General features: G+C 64.6%; 14 protein-coding genes. 9 read left to right on the top strand and 5 right to left on the bottom strand.

Features of this window, described 5'->3' with window-relative positions:
• Positions 1-58: 58 nt before the first annotated feature.
• Complete coding sequence (locus tag KY501_RS30415) at positions 59-2,686, bottom strand: RiPP maturation radical SAM C-methyltransferase (RefSeq protein WP_224367102.1); 2,628 nt, start codon at positions 2,684-2,686, stop codon at positions 59-61.
• A gap of 120 nt (positions 2,687-2,806) precedes the next feature.
• A complete protein-coding gene (polX, locus tag KY501_RS30410; protein WP_224367100.1) occupies positions 2,807-4,555 on the bottom strand; it encodes a DNA polymerase/3'-5' exonuclease PolX in 1,749 nt (582 codons plus the stop codon).
• Between the two features lie 139 nt (positions 4,556-4,694).
• Here polX and KY501_RS30405 point away from each other — a divergent pair, with 139 nt between their 5' ends.
• The 3 genes from KY501_RS30405 to KY501_RS30395 are packed head-to-tail and all read left to right on the top strand — an operon-like array spanning position 4,695 to position 5,818.
• The gene (locus tag KY501_RS30405) at positions 4,695-5,009 is read left to right on the top strand and encodes a Rieske (2Fe-2S) protein (RefSeq protein WP_224367098.1); all 315 of its coding nucleotides are present in this window, start codon (positions 4,695-4,697) and stop codon (positions 5,007-5,009) included.
• A gap of 54 nt (positions 5,010-5,063) precedes the next feature.
• A complete protein-coding gene (locus KY501_RS30400) occupies positions 5,064-5,360 on the top strand; it encodes a hypothetical protein (RefSeq protein WP_224367097.1) in 297 nt (98 codons plus the stop codon).
• On the top strand, positions 5,357-5,818 hold the full coding sequence (locus KY501_RS30395) for a MogA/MoaB family molybdenum cofactor biosynthesis protein (protein ID WP_224367095.1): 462 nt from the start codon (positions 5,357-5,359) through the stop codon (positions 5,816-5,818). Before KY501_RS30400 ends, KY501_RS30395 begins: the two co-directional genes overlap by 4 nt.
• A 354-nt stretch (positions 5,819-6,172) precedes the next feature.
• Here the strand turns inward: KY501_RS30395 and KY501_RS30390 are convergent, their stop codons facing one another.
• Positions 6,173-6,859, bottom strand: a complete 687-nt coding sequence (locus KY501_RS30390; RefSeq protein ID WP_224367094.1) for an iron-containing redox enzyme family protein — start codon at positions 6,857-6,859, stop codon at positions 6,173-6,175.
• Positions 6,860-6,938: 79 nt separating this feature from the next.
• Positions 6,939-7,742, bottom strand: coding sequence for a GNAT family N-acyltransferase (locus KY501_RS30385; protein ID WP_224367092.1), 804 nt, complete (start codon positions 7,740-7,742; stop codon positions 6,939-6,941).
• A 272-nt stretch (positions 7,743-8,014) separates the two neighbouring features.
• Here KY501_RS30385 and KY501_RS30380 point away from each other — a divergent pair, with 272 nt between their 5' ends.
• The 6 genes from KY501_RS30380 to KY501_RS30355 all read left to right on the top strand — a co-directional run bounded on the left by KY501_RS30380 (position 8,015) and on the right by KY501_RS30355 (position 16,583).
• Complete coding sequence (locus KY501_RS30380) at positions 8,015-8,551, top strand: RNA polymerase sigma factor (RefSeq protein WP_224367090.1); 537 nt, start codon at positions 8,015-8,017, stop codon at positions 8,549-8,551.
• A gap of 682 nt (positions 8,552-9,233) precedes the next feature.
• On the top strand, positions 9,234-9,812 hold the full coding sequence (locus KY501_RS30375) for a hypothetical protein (RefSeq protein ID WP_224367088.1): 579 nt from the start codon (positions 9,234-9,236) through the stop codon (positions 9,810-9,812).
• On the top strand, positions 9,812-11,155 hold the full coding sequence (locus KY501_RS30370; protein ID WP_224367086.1) for a hypothetical protein: 1,344 nt from the start codon (positions 9,812-9,814) through the stop codon (positions 11,153-11,155). Before KY501_RS30375 ends, KY501_RS30370 begins: the two co-directional genes overlap by 1 nt.
• A gap of 285 nt (positions 11,156-11,440) precedes the next feature.
• The gene (locus KY501_RS30365; RefSeq protein ID WP_224367084.1) at positions 11,441-13,333 is read left to right on the top strand and encodes a hypothetical protein; all 1,893 of its coding nucleotides are present in this window, start codon (positions 11,441-11,443) and stop codon (positions 13,331-13,333) included.
• A gap of 146 nt (positions 13,334-13,479) precedes the next feature.
• A complete protein-coding gene (locus KY501_RS30360; protein WP_224367083.1) occupies positions 13,480-14,202 on the top strand; it encodes an immunity 52 family protein in 723 nt (240 codons plus the stop codon).
• Positions 14,203-14,465: 263 nt separating this feature from the next.
• Positions 14,466-16,583, top strand: a complete 2,118-nt coding sequence (locus KY501_RS30355; protein WP_224367081.1) for a fibronectin type III domain-containing protein — start codon at positions 14,466-14,468, stop codon at positions 16,581-16,583.
• Positions 16,584-17,466: 883 nt separating this feature from the next.
• Here the strand turns inward: KY501_RS30355 and KY501_RS30350 are convergent.
• Complete coding sequence (locus KY501_RS30350) at positions 17,467-18,285, bottom strand: ISAs1 family transposase (protein WP_224367079.1); 819 nt, start codon at positions 18,283-18,285, stop codon at positions 17,467-17,469.
• Positions 18,286-18,452 lie beyond the last annotated feature (167 nt).

Genomic DNA, 18,452 nt, shown 5'->3' with positions numbered 1-18,452 from the left:
AAGAGGATTTCATGATCCAGCAGCGACCCTGAGGATCAACGGGGCGCCGCCGCGCGCCTCAGATGGTGGCGAAGGGGATGGGCCAGTGGCGGATCTGGTAGGGCAGGGCGACGAACCAGTCGTCCAACTGGAGCACGAGATCCTCTTCGAGCAGGGCGTCCAGGGCCTCGCGATCATGCCCCGAGAGATCCTGCAGGCGGTGGGGCGCCTGCAACTGGGTGAAGAGCTCGTACACCGGGCCGCGCTCGAGGGTGAAGCGGGAGGCGTCCCGAGGCTGGCGCATGTCCTTGATGGTGAGGAAGTTCTGCCCCAGCCGCCAGAAGAACCGGCCGTAGGAGTGCTCGGCGTCCCAGGTGCGCAGGGCCTCTTCCGGGGCGTTCTCCGGGAGGACGGGCGGCTCCAGGTGCAGCAGGGTGCGTGGCTTGAGGGTGTTGGCCGTCTGCCCCTTCCACTGCACGCGCACGCGGTGCGAGGTGCAGTCGCGCAGGAAGCGGACGAAGTGGATGGACTCCTCGGGGTGCTGCGCGCCGATCTCCATCTCCCAGGGGACGCGGATCTCCACCAGCCCCTGGGCCGCGAACTGCCCGAGCTGCTGGCTGGAGGGCCACTGGGCCGACAGCTCGCCGGTGAGCTGGACGGCCACGGCGCTGTTGCCGCCCCGGGCCTCGAGCGCGGGCAGCAGCCGATCCCACTCGTTGAGGCTCAGGGGCACCGCGAGCCTGTCGGTGCCCAGCGGCTCGCCCTGGCTGAGCCGCTCCAGTGAAAGCTGTGGCAGCGAGTCCTCGCCCTGGGGACGCGGCATGCCCTCGGGGCGACGGGCCATGGACTTGCGCTGCTTGCCGGCGGGGGCGCGGATGCGCTGCGGACGCGCCTTCAGGGGCAGGGCGATGAAGCGGCCGCTCTCCTCGAAGACGAGCCCCTGCTTGCGCCAATCCGCGAGCAGCTGGGTCATCTGCTCCACGGAAGTGGTGTGGCCGGCGGTGCGCATCGACTCGGCCAGCGTCGCCGCGGCCTGGGGACGCATCAGCGCGCGGAAGACAGCCACCTCGAGCGGATCCGTCATCACCAGATCCTTCTCCGGCCAGTTCGCCCGGCGATCGCGGATGTAGATGAAGCGCCCGTCGTCGCGGTAGCTCAGCTCGCTCTTGGGGTAGCTCTCCCTCCACTGCGCCACGGCCTTGCCGAGCGCCTCGGCCGTCTCTCCGGAGATCCCCTTGAACGTGGTCTCGAAGATGTAGGCCAGGTCCATCAGCTCGTGCTGCGGCAGATCGTAGACGATGGGGTAGAAGAGCGCCGGGATGCGGTCGGTGAAGCCGAGCGAGGGGTTCTCGAAGTTGGGGCTGAAGCGCTCGAGCGCGATGCGCGATGCGCCACCGGGGTGCTGCAGGTGCGCCAGTGCGGGGAGCTGCTCGATGACGGCCGTGTAGTCCTCGGGCGTCTCACCCGGGAAGCCGTAGAGGTAGTTCCAGGAGATGGTGAGCCCCTGGTCCTCGCAGTCGCGCAGCGTCTGCACGTTGTGGCAGCCGTTGATGCCCTTGGCCATCAGCTTGAGCACGTGGGTGCTCAGGTTCTCGATGCCCGGCTGCACGTTGACGACGCCCGCGGCCTTGAGCGCCTGGATCTGCTCGCTGTTGAGGTTGGACTTCACCTCGTAGTGGATGCGCAGGTTCAGGCCGGACTGGGAGATGTGCGGCAGCAGGCCCTTGAAGTACTTGAGGTCGATGATGTTATCGACCATGAGGATGTCGAGCGTCTGGTGGCGCTCGACGATGGCGCGCATCTCCTCCCAGAGCTGGGTGGGCGGCTTGCTGCGGAAGTTCATCATCGAGCCGTTGAGGCCGCAGAAGGTGCAGTGGTGCTTCTCGCCCCACCAGCAGCCGCGCGCGCCCTCCATGACGAGCTTGGGCTCGAAGTCCACGCGCAGCGGCGTCTGGGCCACGGCGTCGAAGTACGCGTCGTAGTTGGGCGCGGGGATCTGGTGGGCGGGGAACGCGTGGGTGCGGTCCGCGTTGACGATGCTGCGGCCGTCCTTGCGCCAGCACAGCCCGGCGATGTCCTTGAGCTCGACGTGGCCGCCGAGCGCGTCCAGCAACTCCACGAAGGCCTGCTCGCCCTCTCCACGGACGATGTAGTCCATGAAGGAGAAGTTGCGGTGGAGGGCCGCGCCCTGGGGCCCGTCGCAGTTGGCGCCGCCCATGGCGGTGATGATCTTCGGGTTGCGCTCTTTGATGGCGCGGGCCAGGGCCAGGGAGGCCACGTTCTGCATGAAGGTGCTGGTGAAGCCCACGAAGTCCGGGTTCAGCGCCACCACTTCGTCCACCATCCGCGCGATGAAGCCGGGGGACCAGGACTGGATCTTCGGCAGCCAGTCGGACCAGCGCGACAGCTTGTCCAGGTAGGCCTTGTACTCGTCGACCCGCCACTGCTCCTGGCCGTAGAGGGCGGCGCTGAACATCCAGTCGCCCATGCCCATGAAGATGCCGCCCTCGGCGATGGCCGTGTAGTCCTTGGCGCCCAGCTTTCCTTCCGAGCGCTCGGCCATGTACTCGCCCCACTTGAAGCTCCCGTAGAAGTCGATGACTTCGTGAGGGTCCCGGCTGTGCTTGATCCGCTCGTGGAGGATTCCAAGCGCCAGGGAGGGGGTATCCAAAGAATGCCAGGGCATCGCGACGAGTAGGATTTTCATGGAGCTCTGGGGAAGAAGGGGTTCCTCCTTATGTCTACATGAAAAATCCGAATACGTCCACGTACAGTGAACTTTTTCGGGCCTGGCGGTATGAAACCGACCTGCACCTACGCGCGGCGCTCAGCGGGCGCGCTGGGCCTTGAGCGCGGAGATGAACTGGGGCGCCGGGAGCGTGTTGAGCACTTCGCCCTTGCGAGCCCAGCCTCGGCGCGCGGTAGCCACGGCGAAGGGCAGGTGATTCAGGTCCTGGACCCTGTGGGCATCGGCGCTGACGACCAGCTTCACGCCGCGCTGCATGGCCTGGCGCACGTGCTCGGCCTTGAGATCCAGGCGGGCCGGCTTGCCGTTCACCTCCATGACGACACCGCGCTCGGCGGCCCGGTCCAGCACGGCCTCCATGCGCAGCGGGTACGGATCGCGCTCGTGGATGAGGCGCCCGGTGGGGTGGCCGATGATGTTGAGGAAGGGGTTGTCCATCGCGTTGAGCACGCGCTGGGTCATCTGCTCCTCGTTCATGCTGTGGCGCACGTGGATGGAGGCGATGACCACCTCGAGTTGCTCCAGCACGCTGTCGCGGTAGTCGAGCGCTCCGGACTCGAGGATGTCCACCTCGATGCCCTTGATGAGCCGGAAGCCGGGCAGCTTCTCGTTCACCCGATCGATCTCCTCCCACTGGCGTTTGAGATCGTCCTCCTTGAGGCCGCCCGCGTAGATGGCCGCCTGGCTATGCTCGGTGACGGTGAGGTACTGCAGGCCCATGGCGTGGGCGGCGCGCGCCATCTCTTCGAGTGAGTTCTTTCCGTCCGACCAGGTGCTGTGCGAGTGCACCACGCCGCGCACGTCCTCCAGGCTGATGAGATCCTGGGGCAGGCGGCCCTCGAGCGCGGCTTCGATCTCGCCGGTGTCCTCGCGCAGCTCGGGCGGGACGTACTGCATGCCGAGCAGCTTGTAGATGTCCGCCTCGTCGTGGATGGGCATCTTGGTGCCGTCGGCGCGGTGCACGCCCCACTCGGAGATCTTGTAGCCCTTGTCCTGGCCGAGGCCGCGCAAGCGGACATGGTGGGCCTTGGAGCCGGTGAAGTGGTGGAGCGCGGTGGCGAAGTCCTCGTCCGGGAGCACGCGCAGATCCACCTGGAGATCCTCCGCGTGCATGCGGACGGAGCACTTGGATTCGCCCTTGCCGATCAGCACGGCGACGCCGGGGGCATTGGCCAGCACGTCGAGCACGGGACCGGCCTGGGGCGCGGAGGCGAGCATGTCCACATCCGCCACGGTCTCGGCGCGGCGCCGCACGCTGCCAGCGGGGCAGACGCGGACGACACCGGGGGCGGCCTTGAGGAGCTCCAGGAGACCCTCGACGGTGGGCAGCACGTCCCCGAGCAGCTTGCGCTTGCCGTGGATGCGGTGGAACACGGCGATGCCCTCGAGGATCTTCGCCTCGCTCTTGGCGCCGAACCCCTTGAGCTGGCGCACGCGGCCGTCGCGGCAGGCCTGCTCCAGCTCGGCGACGGTGCCGATGTTGAGCTCCTTGTAGAGGGCCATGGCCTTCTTGGGGCCCATGTCCGGGAGCTGGAGGATCTCCAGGAGGCCGGGAGGGAACTCGGCCTTGAGGTCCTCGTAGAAGCCGAGCTTTCCGGTGGTGACGAGCTCGGAGATCTTCTCGGCGAGCCCCTGGCCGATCCCTGGGAGTTCTTGCAGGCGGCCTTCCTTCACGAGGGCTGCCAGGTCCTGGGTCATGCCTAGGAGCCGGTCGGCGGCCGTGTCATAGGCGCGGACCTTGAAAGCGTTCTCGCCCTTGAGCTGGAGCAGGAGGGAGACGTCCCGGAGGATCTTGGCGACGGCGGCTTTGTCGAGCGGGGGCGGGTTCACGTGAGAGAAGGTAATCCGAGTGGGGCGAGCGCGCAGGCGTGTCGAGGCGCGAAGGACGCTCGCGAGGCTTGTGGGAGCAGGGTAGAAGGGGGGCCCCCACGGGGTCTACCCGTCGTTTGATTGAGGATGAACGAAGCAGATGAAGATCAAGCTCGGACCGGCGGACTTCGCCGAGAAGGAGATGCGAGGCTACGAGGTAGGCAACCGCAACGTATGCATCGCGAAGGTCAACGGGCGCTACAAGGGGCTTGACGACTGGTGCAACCACGCAGGCTGCCTGCTATCGGGTGGGCGCGTCGAGGACAACCTGGTCATCTGCCCGTGCCACGAGGTCGGCTTCGACCTGGACACGGGGAAGAACGAGACCTCGCCAGGCATCGCTGATGACCAGACGGTGGTGAAGGTCGACGTCGAGGGTGGGCAGATCGTCATCGACGATCCGGCGGCGAAGTAGGCAGGAAGCGACTCGGGAGGGCAGCGATGGGACACGACGGGCACGATCACGACGATGACCACGGCCACGACCATGACCCTGAGCACGGTCATGGGCACCGTCATGGACACGAGCACGGAGGCCCCGGGCATCGTCCGCCTCCACCACCGCCGCCTCCGCCCCCGCCGCATGAGCATGGCTCTCACGCGCATGGGCACCGTCCGCCGCCGCCTCCTCCTCCGCCTCCGAGGCGCAGGCGGGAGGATCACGAGCACCGGGGGCACGAGCATCACCACCACCATCCTCCGCACGGGCATCACGGGCACTCGCACGCGGCGGACGAGCACAAGTCGCACGCGCCGACGCAGGTGAGCGTGTTCGTGGTGACGTGCTCGGACAGCCGGGATGCGGCCCGGGACGAGAGCGGGCAGGTGCTGCGCAGCGGGCTGGAGGAGGCGGGGCACACGCTGGCGGGTTACAAGGTGGTGAAGGACGAGCCGGACGCGATCCGGGCGGTGCTGACCGAGGCCGCCGAGGCGGGAGCGCGAGCGGTGCTCTTCAACGGTGGGACGGGGATCGGGCGGCGAGACTCGACGGTGGAGACGCTGCGGGCCCTGTTCGAGAAGGAGCTGCCGGGGTTCGGAGAGATCTTCCGGATGCTCTCCTACGAGGAGATCGGCAGCGCGGCGATGCTGTCACGGGCCACGGCGGGGACGTACAAGGGGATGATCCTGTTCGCCATGCCGGGATCTCCTCAGGCGGTGAAGTTGGCACTGAAGGCGCTGATCCTCCCGGAGCTGGGGCACCTGGTGCGAGAGCTGACGCGCTGAGCTGCCGCGGCCCAGTCGCCCGGCTGTGAATGCCCACGACTCCCAGGGCGAATCACCACCTGAAGTCACAGCCCTCCGGGTCCCGGCAATGAACCGAACTGGTATGACAACCATACCAATGCTCAGCCTCTGCCCAGAGGGGGCCCCTTCTTCTTTCATGCGCTCCGGAGCAGAGCGCTCCACGGGCATCGAGCCACGCTCAGTTGTAGCTCATGTAGTAGCCCGCGCTGTTCAAGGTGAGCCGGTAACCGGCTCCGCATGACATCACAGGATCTGCGGGAGTACCTTTCACTGGCTGGTGCCGGCCGGCGTCTTCGTGCCGGGACCTGGACGGCATCTGAGCGGCGGGCGCCCTCAGCCTGCGGCGCGCTCCACCTCGTCGAAGATGCCGACGAGCAGGCTCTCGACCACGTCCATCGCCAGCAGGATGCACGACCACTCAGCACGGTTCACGCAGCGCAGGTGCTCCGCCAACTGCGCGGAGTGGTCGTCATCCAATGTTCCGTGGAGTCGCAAATAGGAGTCTGCGGCGTCGATGTTCTCGATGCGCCCGGCGCTTCGCAGCCGCTCCACAGCCTTGCCGGCGCTGTTTCCTGACAGTGTCTCCAAGCTGTACGCGGTACCGGCTATCTCAGGCGTGCCTCGCCTGGCCGCAGCCTCGTGGTAGTGCAGGTAGCCCTCCACCGAGGGGCATGGCTGGATCCGCTTCAGCTGCTGGTTCGACCACCCCAGGCGCTTCAGATCATTCCAGCACCACAAGTGGTGGTTCATTTCTTCGAGCGACTTCTTGTAGAGGTGCGAGGCGAGCGCTGGGTACCGCTTCATCTTCAGGCTCGTGAGCTTCAGGAAGTGGCTCGACTTCTCGACGTAGCAGCTGCTTTGAGCCAGGTAGACGCAATAGCCGTCCTTGTTGAGAGTGCCGTTGATGAGGCGCCAGGCCGCGCGGTGAGTGCCCACTCGCTTGGCGAGCACTTCATTCCGGTGGTTCATGAGGGAGAGCAGGTTTGCGTTGGGCTTCCTGGACATGGACTTCATTGACATGGACTTCTCCTATGCGGGACCGGTACCGGTCCCGGTGTGGGTGAGGCACAGGGTGGGTGATGGGATGTGGCGCTTCGGATCAGGCGGCGCGGCGCGGGGCCTGTCCCAGAGAGCGCCGGCTTTTCTCCAGCGCATTGAACTGCGCCAGGGTCCGCGCCGGGATCCTCTTCAGCCAGGCGCTGATCGGCAGAGTCCACCGCGAGAATTCATGGATGTAGAGCGGCTCGCCCATGACGAGAGCGCCGAACTTTTCGACATACATCGTGAGCAACTGGGGCAGGGGCAGGGCGCTGAGGTAGCCCTGCTGGGCCAGCGCCCAGTGCATCGGCGTGTAGAAGGTCTTCGACGGGTTCGCGGGGGGCGAGGAAGGCGTGCGGGCGCCGACGCGCAAGGGGCTATCCAGCCGGCGGGCCGATGCCACCCTGGCCATCAACAAGGCGTCCTCCAGCACGTCGCTCTCGGCGTTGGCGGCCGCCACCCAGAGGTCCGCATTGGTGTCCCGCGACGTCCAGTAGGCTCCGGCCAGTAGCAGCCGGATGGCCTTGCTGCGACGGTACTCCTCCAGGGCTGCGAGTCGGCCGAACTCAACGACAGCGAGGCCAACTTCCTTCAGAGGGGAGAGGTCCAGCAGATCTTCCAGCGCGATGCCGTAATGCCTACTCCTCGTGTGCGCGATCTGCTCGTTGCCGAATAACAGCCGGTTCGTGGCGACAGGCTTCGAGTCGTCATAGACAACCGGGTGACGCGTCGAGTGGTAGTAGTCGTACTCGTCCTCATCCGCACCGTGGCTGAGGCGCTCCTGTTTGTTGTAGACGGTGCCTCGGACGATGAGGGCATCATCGATCTTGTCCTTGGCCGGATTCAGGATGCGCAGCCACAGCATGAGTCCTCCCATTCGTGAGGACCGCCTCATTGCCGACCTCACGATGGGTTTGTCGCGATAGGGATTTTTCTTGGCATTTACGATCAGCTCCTCTGTCTGGAGCAGCCATGAGAGCAGCACGGGAACCTTCGCGCCCAACGAGCCGGATGCCTGACCAGACCCGAGCAGGGCTGAGCAGGCCTGAGGAAACGTGATTCCGCTCTCGGGAGCGTCTGGGCACCATGTCCCGCGAATGGCTGAGACATCAGCCCAGAACGTGGGGACGCGCTCTCATGGCGAAGAAGAAGGATGATACCCTGGCGGAACTGTACGACAGCCGTGAGCCCTATCTCTGCCGGGCACAGTGGCTGCTTCATGATTCCGAGGAGGCCAAGGATGTGGTGCAGGAGAGCTTCGCTGCTCTGATGCGGGCCATCCCCAGGCTCAGGGGAGAGGCGTCACTCTCCACGGTGCTTCATGGAATCTTCCTCAGGCAGATTGTGAACTGCTTGCGGCGGCGCTCACGTGAAGCCATCCAGATGGGACCGTTGCGCGTCGATGATGAAGAGGACTCGCTGTGCCAGCACGAGGCGGACACAGCCCATGATGGAGGGATAGGCAAGGTGGAGGCGTTGAGGGAACTGGTGGTGCTCGTTCGTGGCGAGACACCTGGGGCGCTGGAGGTGGCGTATCTGTATCTGGTCGAGGGCTACACGTTCGGACAGATCGGAAAGAAGCTGGGCTTCGGCCGCAAAGAGGCCTCCGAGCTGATGAGGCAGCTCGTTGAACGCACGCATCGGCAGGGGGGCCACGAGAGCCGTGGAGGCTAACTCAGTGGTTCGTGGACCACTGGCTTGGTCTCAGCATGGGGAGGGCGGGCCCGCGAGATGTTCCTGGCCCTTCGAGATCGTGCCCAACGCGCGTTGAGGTACTCTGTGCCAGGATCATCGCTCGGAGGGCTCTTCATGGTCCATCGCTCAAGCAAGAATTACAGAGAGCTTGTTGTCCCCAACCGCGAGAAGCTACGAGCGTTGCGGGATCAGTACATGCGTGACATGGATGCAACCTCTTAGGACGAGGTCAGGGATAAGTTCCTGGAGGAGCTCAAATCGAAGCGCGTTCCCAAAGGGTCTCGTCGATTGGGGCGAGGCGCAGGCGTTTGGAACAGCGCGTTCGCACCAACGGGGCTGATGCTACGCTCCAGCATCATCGTGCTCGCCGAGTTTTTTGGTGTTGAGCCGGAGTTAATCATCCTGGCTCCCAGCCCTGGGAGCACAACAAGGTCCATCGCTGAGGTATCAAAGACTTCTCCGCCCACCAAGCATGGCCTAGCACCAAACGCGTACGCGGCTCGAAACGGGTGACTTGCAGAGTTCCGCCGGTGGTGGGTACGCGGAGCTGACGCCAGCGCCCTCGAGTCTGCCTGTGGAGCCCTGAGCCGAGCACACGGGCGCTCTACCCTGAGCGTTGTGCCCTTGCCATCCTACCTGTGGAGTGAGTAGAGGTCGGCCCATGCAGACGGGTCGGGCGATGAAGAGTCCTGCGGCCTTGAGTCAGGCCGAGCGAGAGCAGCGCCTTGAGCAGTGGGCCAGCGCGAGCGGAGTGGAGCTTTCGCAGTTGGACGGCATGCAGAGCGGGGTGGTGCTGGCGGCACTGGTGTTTTTGAGCTTCGTGGGCGGGGTGGCTGCGCTGCGACGCATGGTGGCCTACCTGCTGTCGCACAGTGGCCTGGGGCTGAGTTCGGTCATCATTGGCGCCGTGGTGGGCACCACGGGCAGAGCGGTGCGCAAGGCCCGCCAGGTGGCGCCCAAGGAATTCTGGAAGAAGCTGCAGAAGGCGCGTCGAGGCCACCCTGCGCCCAAGCTGCGCAAAGAGCAGGTGGGGCCCGTGGCCAAGTTCCTGTCGGAGCACCCAGGGTGCTCGGTAGCCGAGGTGCTGGGCTTCATCCACCAGAGCTTCGGAGTGGAAATGGACAGGCTCACCCTGCGCCGCTTCCTCAAGCGCTACGGCCTGGGCTGCTTGAAGCACGCGTCCGTGGAGGACACCCCCCTTTTGTCGGACGCACAGCCCACGGAGGAGCCTTCGCGCTGATGGAGCAGGCGGTGGGGCTCTACCGCACCGCGGCCTCATGCTTCGGCAGCGTGGGCGCGCACCGAGGCGGCCGCCTGGTGTTGTCCCTGTTCTTCAAGGCGGTGCTCGGCATTGAGCGCATCTTCCACTTCGACTCGCTCCGGGACGAGGGCCTGGCCTTGCTCACCGGGGGGCGCCGCACGCTGTCGCGCTCCACCCTGGGCGCTCGGGTCCGCGCTGTCTCCTCGCGCGCGGTGGGCCAGTTCGTCCGCCTCACTCAGCCGGGGGTGGCCTCCGTCCAGCGCCTGCACGTCTCCATCGACGAGCACGCCGTGGCGCGCTTCACCCGCAAGTTCCTCATCCCCAAGGGCTTCCACACCATCCGCAACAAGAAGATGCGCGTGGAGAAGCTCTTCTTCTCTTTCGACACCGGCCTGCGCACCCTCCTCAACCTCGTCGTCACCCCGGGCGACGCGCGCCTGGCCACCGTCGCCTCGAAGATGCTCGCGGCGCTGCGCGCTCGCTACCGTCACACTCCCCTCCGGGTGGTGCTCGACGCCGGGGCCGCCCAGAGCCACCGTGAACTGCTCCAACTGGTGGACCAGAATCCCAACCAGGTGGTGTTGGCGCGCACGCCCAGGCGCACCGCCTACCTCAAGCGCTGGAAGGCCCTGCCCGAGGAGCTCTTCACCTCCTACGAGGAACCTGGCCGCTACAAGGGGGCCCCTGCCAAGCGCATCCACGTGGCACAGACCACTACCACCCTTCGCGCCGACAAGCACTCCCGCGCCCGGCAGGTACGCACCCTCGTCGCCCGCGAAGAGGGCCGCCGAGGCAAGCACAGGTGGCACGCGCTCTTCGTCTTCCGTGACAACGCCACAGAAGCCCTCACCCTCATCCAAGAGTTTCGCGCTCGCCAGCACCATGAGCAGACCTACCGCGTTCTGCTCCATGATGCCTTCGTCGATGCGGCGCCCTCCGGCTACTCCAAGCATAGCTCCAATCCGGACAAGCCGGGCTTCCGCCAGAGCGCCCTCATGCTCTACTCCTGGCTGGCGGGCTTGGCCGTCAACGCCCTGTGCCACTTCACCGCCTCCCTGCCCCAACAGTTCCATCGGGCTCACCCACGCACCCTGCGCCGCTGGTGGCTCCACTTCCCGGCAGAACTCTACCTCTCCGACAAGGCCCTCTTTGTCGTCCTCCACCCAAGGTGGTTCCGCGACTGGTGGCAGCAGCACCTCGAGCACCTCAACGCCAAGAACCTGCGCCTCCCCTGGCTGGACGATCGTCTCGTTCTCTACTCCCTCGAAGCTCCGCCCTCCCAGAGCGGGGAACCATCATCCGATCCCTCGGCGAGCACGTAGCGCGTTTGGTGCTAGTTCTTCCCGACGAGCAATCTCTCGAGCAATGCTTGGTTGAGAAGGAACTGAATACTTTCGCGGCCCTTCGTTGGAACTCAGGGCTAGTTCCATGGATCACTGCAAGAGATAGGCATCTGGATGATGTGCTCGCATGGGCTGAGTCTCCAGAGGGGCCTTCGTGGCAGCTCTATGTGCTGACAGGGTCCGGCGGCGCTGGAAAGACGAGGCTCGCGGCGGAAGTCGCGCGGAAGGTGCGCTCAAAAGGGTGGGCAGCCGGCTTTCTGCCGCGTGTACACGACCTTGATTTTTTCGGCTCAGGCCACACCAGTCCTGGCGGTACTTGATTACCCGGAGGAGCGACAGGATCAGGTCCGCACGCTGCTGGAGAGCTTGAAGAATCAGGACTCATCATGGCGTCCGGCTCGCTTCGTTCTCTTGTCCCGGCAGCTTCCAAGGGAATGGGAGAGCGTGGTGCTCGGTCTGGGGGGAGCAGCACGTTTCGGAAACCTGACCCGGTTGGCACCACTGGATGAGTCTGAGGGTCTGGAGGTTTTGTTCCAGTCTGCCTCTCGTGCTGCAACAGTGCTGGAGCACTCCCTTGACTGGAATGATGTGGCTGCCCGGCAATGGCTTCGCGGAACCGAAGATGCCACGGTCCCACCACGATTCATTGAGCAAAGACGACAACCGCTCTATTTGGCTGCCGCAGGGCTGCATGCAGCTATTGCCCCTGAAAGCGCATTTACGCTGACGAGCGAGCAAGTTGTCCAGTCGCTCGTCACGTGGGAGTTTGAGCGTGCCGCCCGCGCGAGCGTGGCGCTCGGTTGTGGCAGGGCGACTTTGCCGCGCTTGATTGCGCTGGCTTGCACGGCGGGAAGCCTGCCTGATGTGGCACTGCGCCAGCTTGCCGGACGGGACGGTCTCTGGAACGAAGACTTTCCTGGAGATCTTCGAGATCGCGTGGCAACGACGAGTTGGTACAATGATAAAATATCAGCGATACCTGCAGTCGGACCCGATGTTCTCGCGGCGGCACTCGTTGAGCTGGTCTTCAATGATACCACAGGTGACTTTGCGGAGTGGCTGAGGATTGCGCTTGAACCCGAGCTGAAAATGATCTCGGGGTTCTCCTGGAAGGCGCGCGAGCTTCTCTCCATGGGCGGAAACTTCGTGGAAAGGCTCTCGCGCCTCATCTATGACGTCAAAGAGGTCTTTCCAGGAAGGGAGCCCGCGTTGTCCAGGATTCTCAAGATGACAGCGAGCTCTCCCGATGCTTTGAAGAAGCTGAGTTTCCTGGCGCGGGTTCGCTCGAGTGTAGAGCTGAGACCCGTCGAAGCGATGGTCACCAGTCTGCAAGCTGAGCTTGAGTCGGATCCGTACAAACGGGCAATTCTCCTCAAGGCCGCTGCTCTTCGAGCAATCGACGAAGGAGACATGGACAGGGCTGCCAAGAGGAGGCGAGAAGCGCTCGATATCCTCTCAGCCATGCACAATCCGGATGAGCATGAAAAAGCTCTCCTGTTGCTGACTCGTGCTGAATGGTTGCACCACAGGGCAAACCACGAAGCATTCTCGACGGATGAGCTCCAGGCGTTGCTGCGGGAGGTTATGGAGGAGCTGAATCTCTGGCGCTCACACAAACATGCATCCGGATACCTGCTTCTGGCGCAATCCTCCGCCGAGATCGCGAACAAGCTGGGTAATCGAGAGGCGGCAAGAGCAACATACGAGGTGCTGGTTAGAGAGCTTCGCGAGCTTGCGAACGAGGAGCCCGAGTATGGGCGGATGTTCGTGCAGCTTGTCAACCTGAATGCCATCTATGCATTCCAAGCTGGAAACAAGGATCAGGCGCGACTCTTGGTTCGAGAGGCGCTTGATGCGAGCCTCAGGTATCTTGGCATTGGTGATCGGGCTTTTGCCATGCACACTGCTCGTAGTGCTTATTCATATGCGCTCTTGTTGATTGAGTCGGGAGACAAAGAGCAGTATGCCGACGCGATGCGTATGGTGAGGCAAGCGTTGTCAATGTTCAAGGAATTCATGAGCATTGATCCCAAACGCTTCGTGAGTGCTTACAACGACATCGTTGATTCTGGGATCAGCCTCGCCAACGGGCTCGGTGATCGCAAGGCTGCAGAGGAGTTCGAGAGGATGAAACAGCCCACCGGTTTACCGCGGTAGGTTCGGCAGCGGGACGACGAACGCCCCAAGCGATATAGTCCCGATGGCTGCGGAGCGTTCGTTGACTCGGCTCGAGTCCGGTAGTCTGGGCTCGCGCGACGGTTCCCGCGAGGAGAACGAGCGCAACAGCGAGGAGTAGCCGATCGATGATAGAGACCTACTACACTGGCTCCTATTGGCTGGCTCGGCCCGAATCCGCTGAGGCTTGCGCACGGCGTGCGGAGCGTTTCTTCCACAGCCTGGGACGCTGCGACCCGGCGTGGAACCGCTGGTATCAGCCGGGTAGCTCCTTCGAGGAGGCGCGCAAACGCCCATTCACGACAGATGCCACGAGCTTCCAGAAGCTGTTCGCACATGAGGGGCATCAGATCTTTGACGGCGTCAAGTTCCGGCTGTGGACCGGTGACAGCCATGAGGAAACGTCCTCCGTTGGAGGAACGTGCGGTTCATCCTCCTCTCAGGTTCCTTCCAACTGCGTGCTCGAGCCCTTCGATGAGGGTCCTGTCGGGGAACGGATCCTGATCGCTCCCGTCATGACCGAGGTGTTGCGTGCCATGGCCATCGCCTGGGACCCAGAGTGGGGAGTGGCTACCTCGCACCAGCACCTGGAGATGGCGGTGAAGGGCTTTCCGTACGCAGGCACCTTCGTGGGCTGGGTGATGTACTTCTCGCGGCTGCGCGGCACGGTGCCCCCACTGCCTGCGCCCGTGCGTATCGAACGTGTGGAGGATAAGGGCACCCTCGTCATCCTGACCCCCGAGAGGTTCACCGCCGCCAATTTGGAGCACGTCGCGCTGGCCGCTCGCGTCCACGAACTGCTGGACCGGGCTGGGCTGCTGCGAGCGTTGCAGCCCTGGCCAGCAGGCTGACTGCATGGCTGTAGGTTGCTCCAGGCTCGAGCCGCGTACGCGTTTGGTGTTAGCACTACCTGGTCACTTTGGGCGCCTGATCCTCCTTGCACCAGAGACTCTCCAGGAGCGCTCAGCGCTCGGGCCGGAGCATCGCGGCGCACGCCTCCAGCCTGGCGAGGCTCCCAATCGACCGACCTGGCTTGTCGTGTGACGCGTGGCTGGTACCCTGATCAGAGCCCATACGCATCGAGCCTTTTCCCCTCTCGCCCAAAGGCCCCTCCATGACGTCTCGCGTATCCCTGTGCGTGCTCGTCGTTGCCGCTGCCAGCATTGCTCGCGCCGATCCTGCCCCCGATCCGGCTGATCCGCTCCCAGCCGGCAGCACCCCGACCGTGCAGAACTTCGACGGACTGATCTTCGATCCCGACGGCAACGCCACCACGGAGAACCTCTGGTATCGCCTGATCAAGCCCGACGGCTTCAACCCCTCCTCGGCCACCACCTATCCCTTGGTGATCTTCCTGCACGGCGCCGGGGGGGCTGGGTACAACAACACGGCGCAGCTCATGGACCAGACCGGTGTGCTGCAGTGGTTGTCGCCGAGCAATCGCGCCAGCCACCCCATGTTCATGCTGGCGCCGCAATACGGCGGTCAAGCCAACTACCAGGCACTCGTCGTGCAACTCATCGACGCGTTGCGCGCCACCTACCCCAACATCGACGCCGACCGCCTGTACATCACGGGCCTCTCACAGGGCTCGATCAATACCTGGGGGATCGTCGCTTCGAACCCGAGCAAGTTCGCCGCGGTCATTCCCATGTCAGCGGGCGGTGATCCCAACGTCGCCGGGCAGACCATCCTGGTGAACAACCACAACAACATCTGGTACTTCCACTGCGCGGGTGACAACACCCAAGCCACGGTAGGGGGTGACAACACCATGACCGGCAATTGGGACGCCGGCGGGCGCGCCATCTACACGCGCTACGGCGCTGGCGGACACGGCGGATGGACCACGATGTATGCGACGCCCACGCTCTTGCCTTGGGTGATGGCACAGCGACGCGGCGTGGACTCTCCCGTCGATCCGATCGTGCCCGTCATTTTGTCGCCTGGGCCAGCGGGCGCGGTCTCCTACAGCGGCGCCAACACCATCGAGCTCAGCGGCATGGTGCAGGTCAACGACTCCAGCGCCGGGTTGAGCGACGTCCGTTGGCGCACCCAGGCCCCCTGGCAGAACGACAGCACCTGGCCCCTGAGCTACGGTGGCGCCGAGGGCGCCTGCACCGGTACCTCACCCTGGAGCACGGCGAAGATCACCCTGCTGTCGAACTACAACCCCAACCGCGTGTCCATCCGCGCGCGCGGCACCTCGTGGGGCGGCTCCACCTACGGCGGCTACACGTATTACGTCCGTACCTCCCACGTGAACTACACTGCGGCCACGGCGGACAGCACCGCCCCCAGCGCCCCCACCAATCTGGTGTTGGTCAGCAAGACAGCCAGCTCGGTGAAGATGAGCTGGACCGCCTCCACCGACAACAAGGCCGTCACCCAATACAACATCTACCGTGGCGGCGTGGCCGTGGGCGCCACCGCTGGCACGAGCTATACCGATACGGGACTGCCCGGAGGCACGGCCTTCAGCTACACCATCAAGGCGCGCGACGCCGCCGCCAATCTGTCGGGGGAGAGCAACACGCTGAACGTCGCTACCGACAGCGGTCCGAGCGACACCACGGCTCCCAGCGCCCCCACCAACCTGGCCTCGACTTCCAAGACCGCCACTTTGGTGACCCTGGGCTGGACCGCCTCCACCGACAACGTCGCGGTGACCAGCTACCGCATCTACCGCGGCGGCGTCGAGGTCGGCACCAGCACGACGACCAGCTTCACCAACACCGGCCTCACCGCCAGCACTACGTACGCGTTCACCGTGCGCGCCTACGACGCCGCTGGCAATCAGTCGGCCTCCAGCAACACCGTGAACGTCACCACCAGCGCCGCCGCCGACACGCAAGCGCCGACCATGCCCACGGACATGCACACCTCCGAGGTGACGTCGGGCACGGTGGCGCTGGCCTGGACCGCCTCGACAGACAACGTTGCTGTCGTGCGCTACCGCATCTACCGCGACAACGTCGACATCGGCACGATCACAAGCACGACGTATACCGACACGGCGTGCAAGCCCGAGACGACGTACATCTACAAGGTGCGCGCCGAAGACGCCGCCGACAACAACGGCACGGCGACCGCCGGGCTGAGTGTCACCACGCCGCCCACCGATGGGGGCCTCGAGGGCTCCGTGAAGGATGGCACCTGCAGCGCCACGGGCGGAGGGCCCATCGCGATCCTGTGTCTCTGGGCGCTGGGGCGAGTGCGTCGCCGCCGCTGAGGCCAAGGGCCCCGATGAGTTAGGACTGCACTACGCCGTCGCGGTCTACGCCAACACCACGGTCCACCTGCTGGCCGAAAAGGCAGGCTCGCAAGGCGAAGCTCTGAGCGTCTCGGAGGTGGCGACTCGCATCCACTTTGGAGCACGTCGCGCTGGCCGCTCGCGTCCACGAACTGCTGGACCGGACCGGGCTGCTGCGACCGTTGCAGCCCTGGTCAGCAGGCTGACTGCATAGCTGTAGGTTGCTCCAGGCTCGAGTCGCGTACGCGTTTGGTGTTAGCACCACCCGGTCGCTCTGGGCGCCCTCCGAGATGAATGGATTCGAAGATCCCAAAAGGTTGTTGGGCAGACCATTGTCTCTCGCTAAGCTAGACTCTGGCATTGGGACATTCGCTCCCATGGCCAGAACGAGGGAGGATAAATGCATCGGTTGTTGAAGCCATTGATTGTCACTGCAGCTCTCGCGAACACTTTCATCCTGGCTGGATGCGGGGGCGTGGGTCCGGAGAACGACCCCGCTGCTGCTCCAGAAGGGGAGACGACGCGACATGCCATGGCCAACTGTGGCACCAGTACCTGTACCGGCTCTCAGAACCTGTGCTGTGAGAACCTGTCGGGGGTTTTCATCTGTACGGGCTCGTCCTATAGCTGTACGACGAACTCAGACTGCACCAACCACGTCCCATCCTGGTTCTGCACCACTGCGCACTACTGCGTCCCCAGCAACCAGTGGCAGGCCTGATTCAAAGTCGGCCGTCTTGGATGGGGCGAGAGGGGGCCGGTGAGAGCGGAGGAGTTGGAGGCAAAGCTCCGCCGTTCGACCCGGCGGTCGTTGCCCCAGCGTGAAGTGTGGAGGCCCAGGCGAGAGAGGCCGGCGAACCCCTCAGGCGCCTGTGGGCAGACATGCCTCCGTGCGACCGAGAACCAGAGCGTCGCGGAGCGTTTCACATGCGCGCTCCCAGCGGACGGGCAGGCGGTTCTTCAGCGGCAGTTGGGCCCGCCATGCCGCAATGAAGTTATAGGCCAGCGTGCGCAGCCAGGCGGTCACTTCCAGAGCCGAGGCGCTATCACGGCACGGCTGACGCGCATCTTCCTGGAGCACCATGTCCAGCGTCCAGTGGTGCTGGTTCTCAATGGCCCAGTGCAACCGCACCAAGCGCAACAGGTGCTGGAAGGACAGGTCCACCGTAGACAGGGAGGTGACGAAGTAACGCCACTCTACACTCTGGCTGCCATCGTCTTTCAGGTGCGTCTGCCGTACGCACAGCAGCAGCCGAGCACCAGGAAAGTCCAGTGAGGTGGACCCCAGCGCGTGCGTCCACAACTCGCGCACCACCGTCTCCCCGTGAGCCCTGTCCTGGGTCCGTGCACGGGGCGGGCACTTCTTGTCGGCTAGGCGCTCTATCGCATGCGCATGCAGCGTAGGCTGGTTGCCCTTGAGTCCCAGCAGGTAGTGCTTGCCAAAGGAGCGCACGACGGCGGCGTTCTCCGCAGCGCATAGCCCTGCGTCCCCCGTCACCACTTGGAAGTGCTCTCCGTAGTGCTCCACCACCCGAGGCAGCAACTGCCGGAACGCCGGGCTCTCTCCCTCTTTGGCGTGGATGATCTCCAGGTCCAGGCAGGGGGTCGCCTCTACGCTGGTGAGCGCCGCGCGCAGCGCCCCCATCTTCCACACCGGCGTGCCCGTCTCGTCGCACGCCACCGACTCCAACCCCGCTACCGCGCTCTGGGTGCTGGAGTACAGGCATTTAGGAGCCGCGCAGAAATAAAGTTTCAGTTTGGCCGGAGGGTGTAATTCCACTCACCATGGAAGTTGGAGCGCTCAAGGTGAAGGGCGGCCATCTGCTCGCGGCTGACGTCGACGCCTAT

It is taken from the genome of Hyalangium versicolor (assembly GCF_020103695.1).
Classification (GTDB): Bacteria; Myxococcota; Myxococcia; order Myxococcales; family Myxococcaceae; genus Hyalangium; species Hyalangium versicolor.
This window is presented reverse-complemented; position numbering and strand designations above follow the sequence as displayed.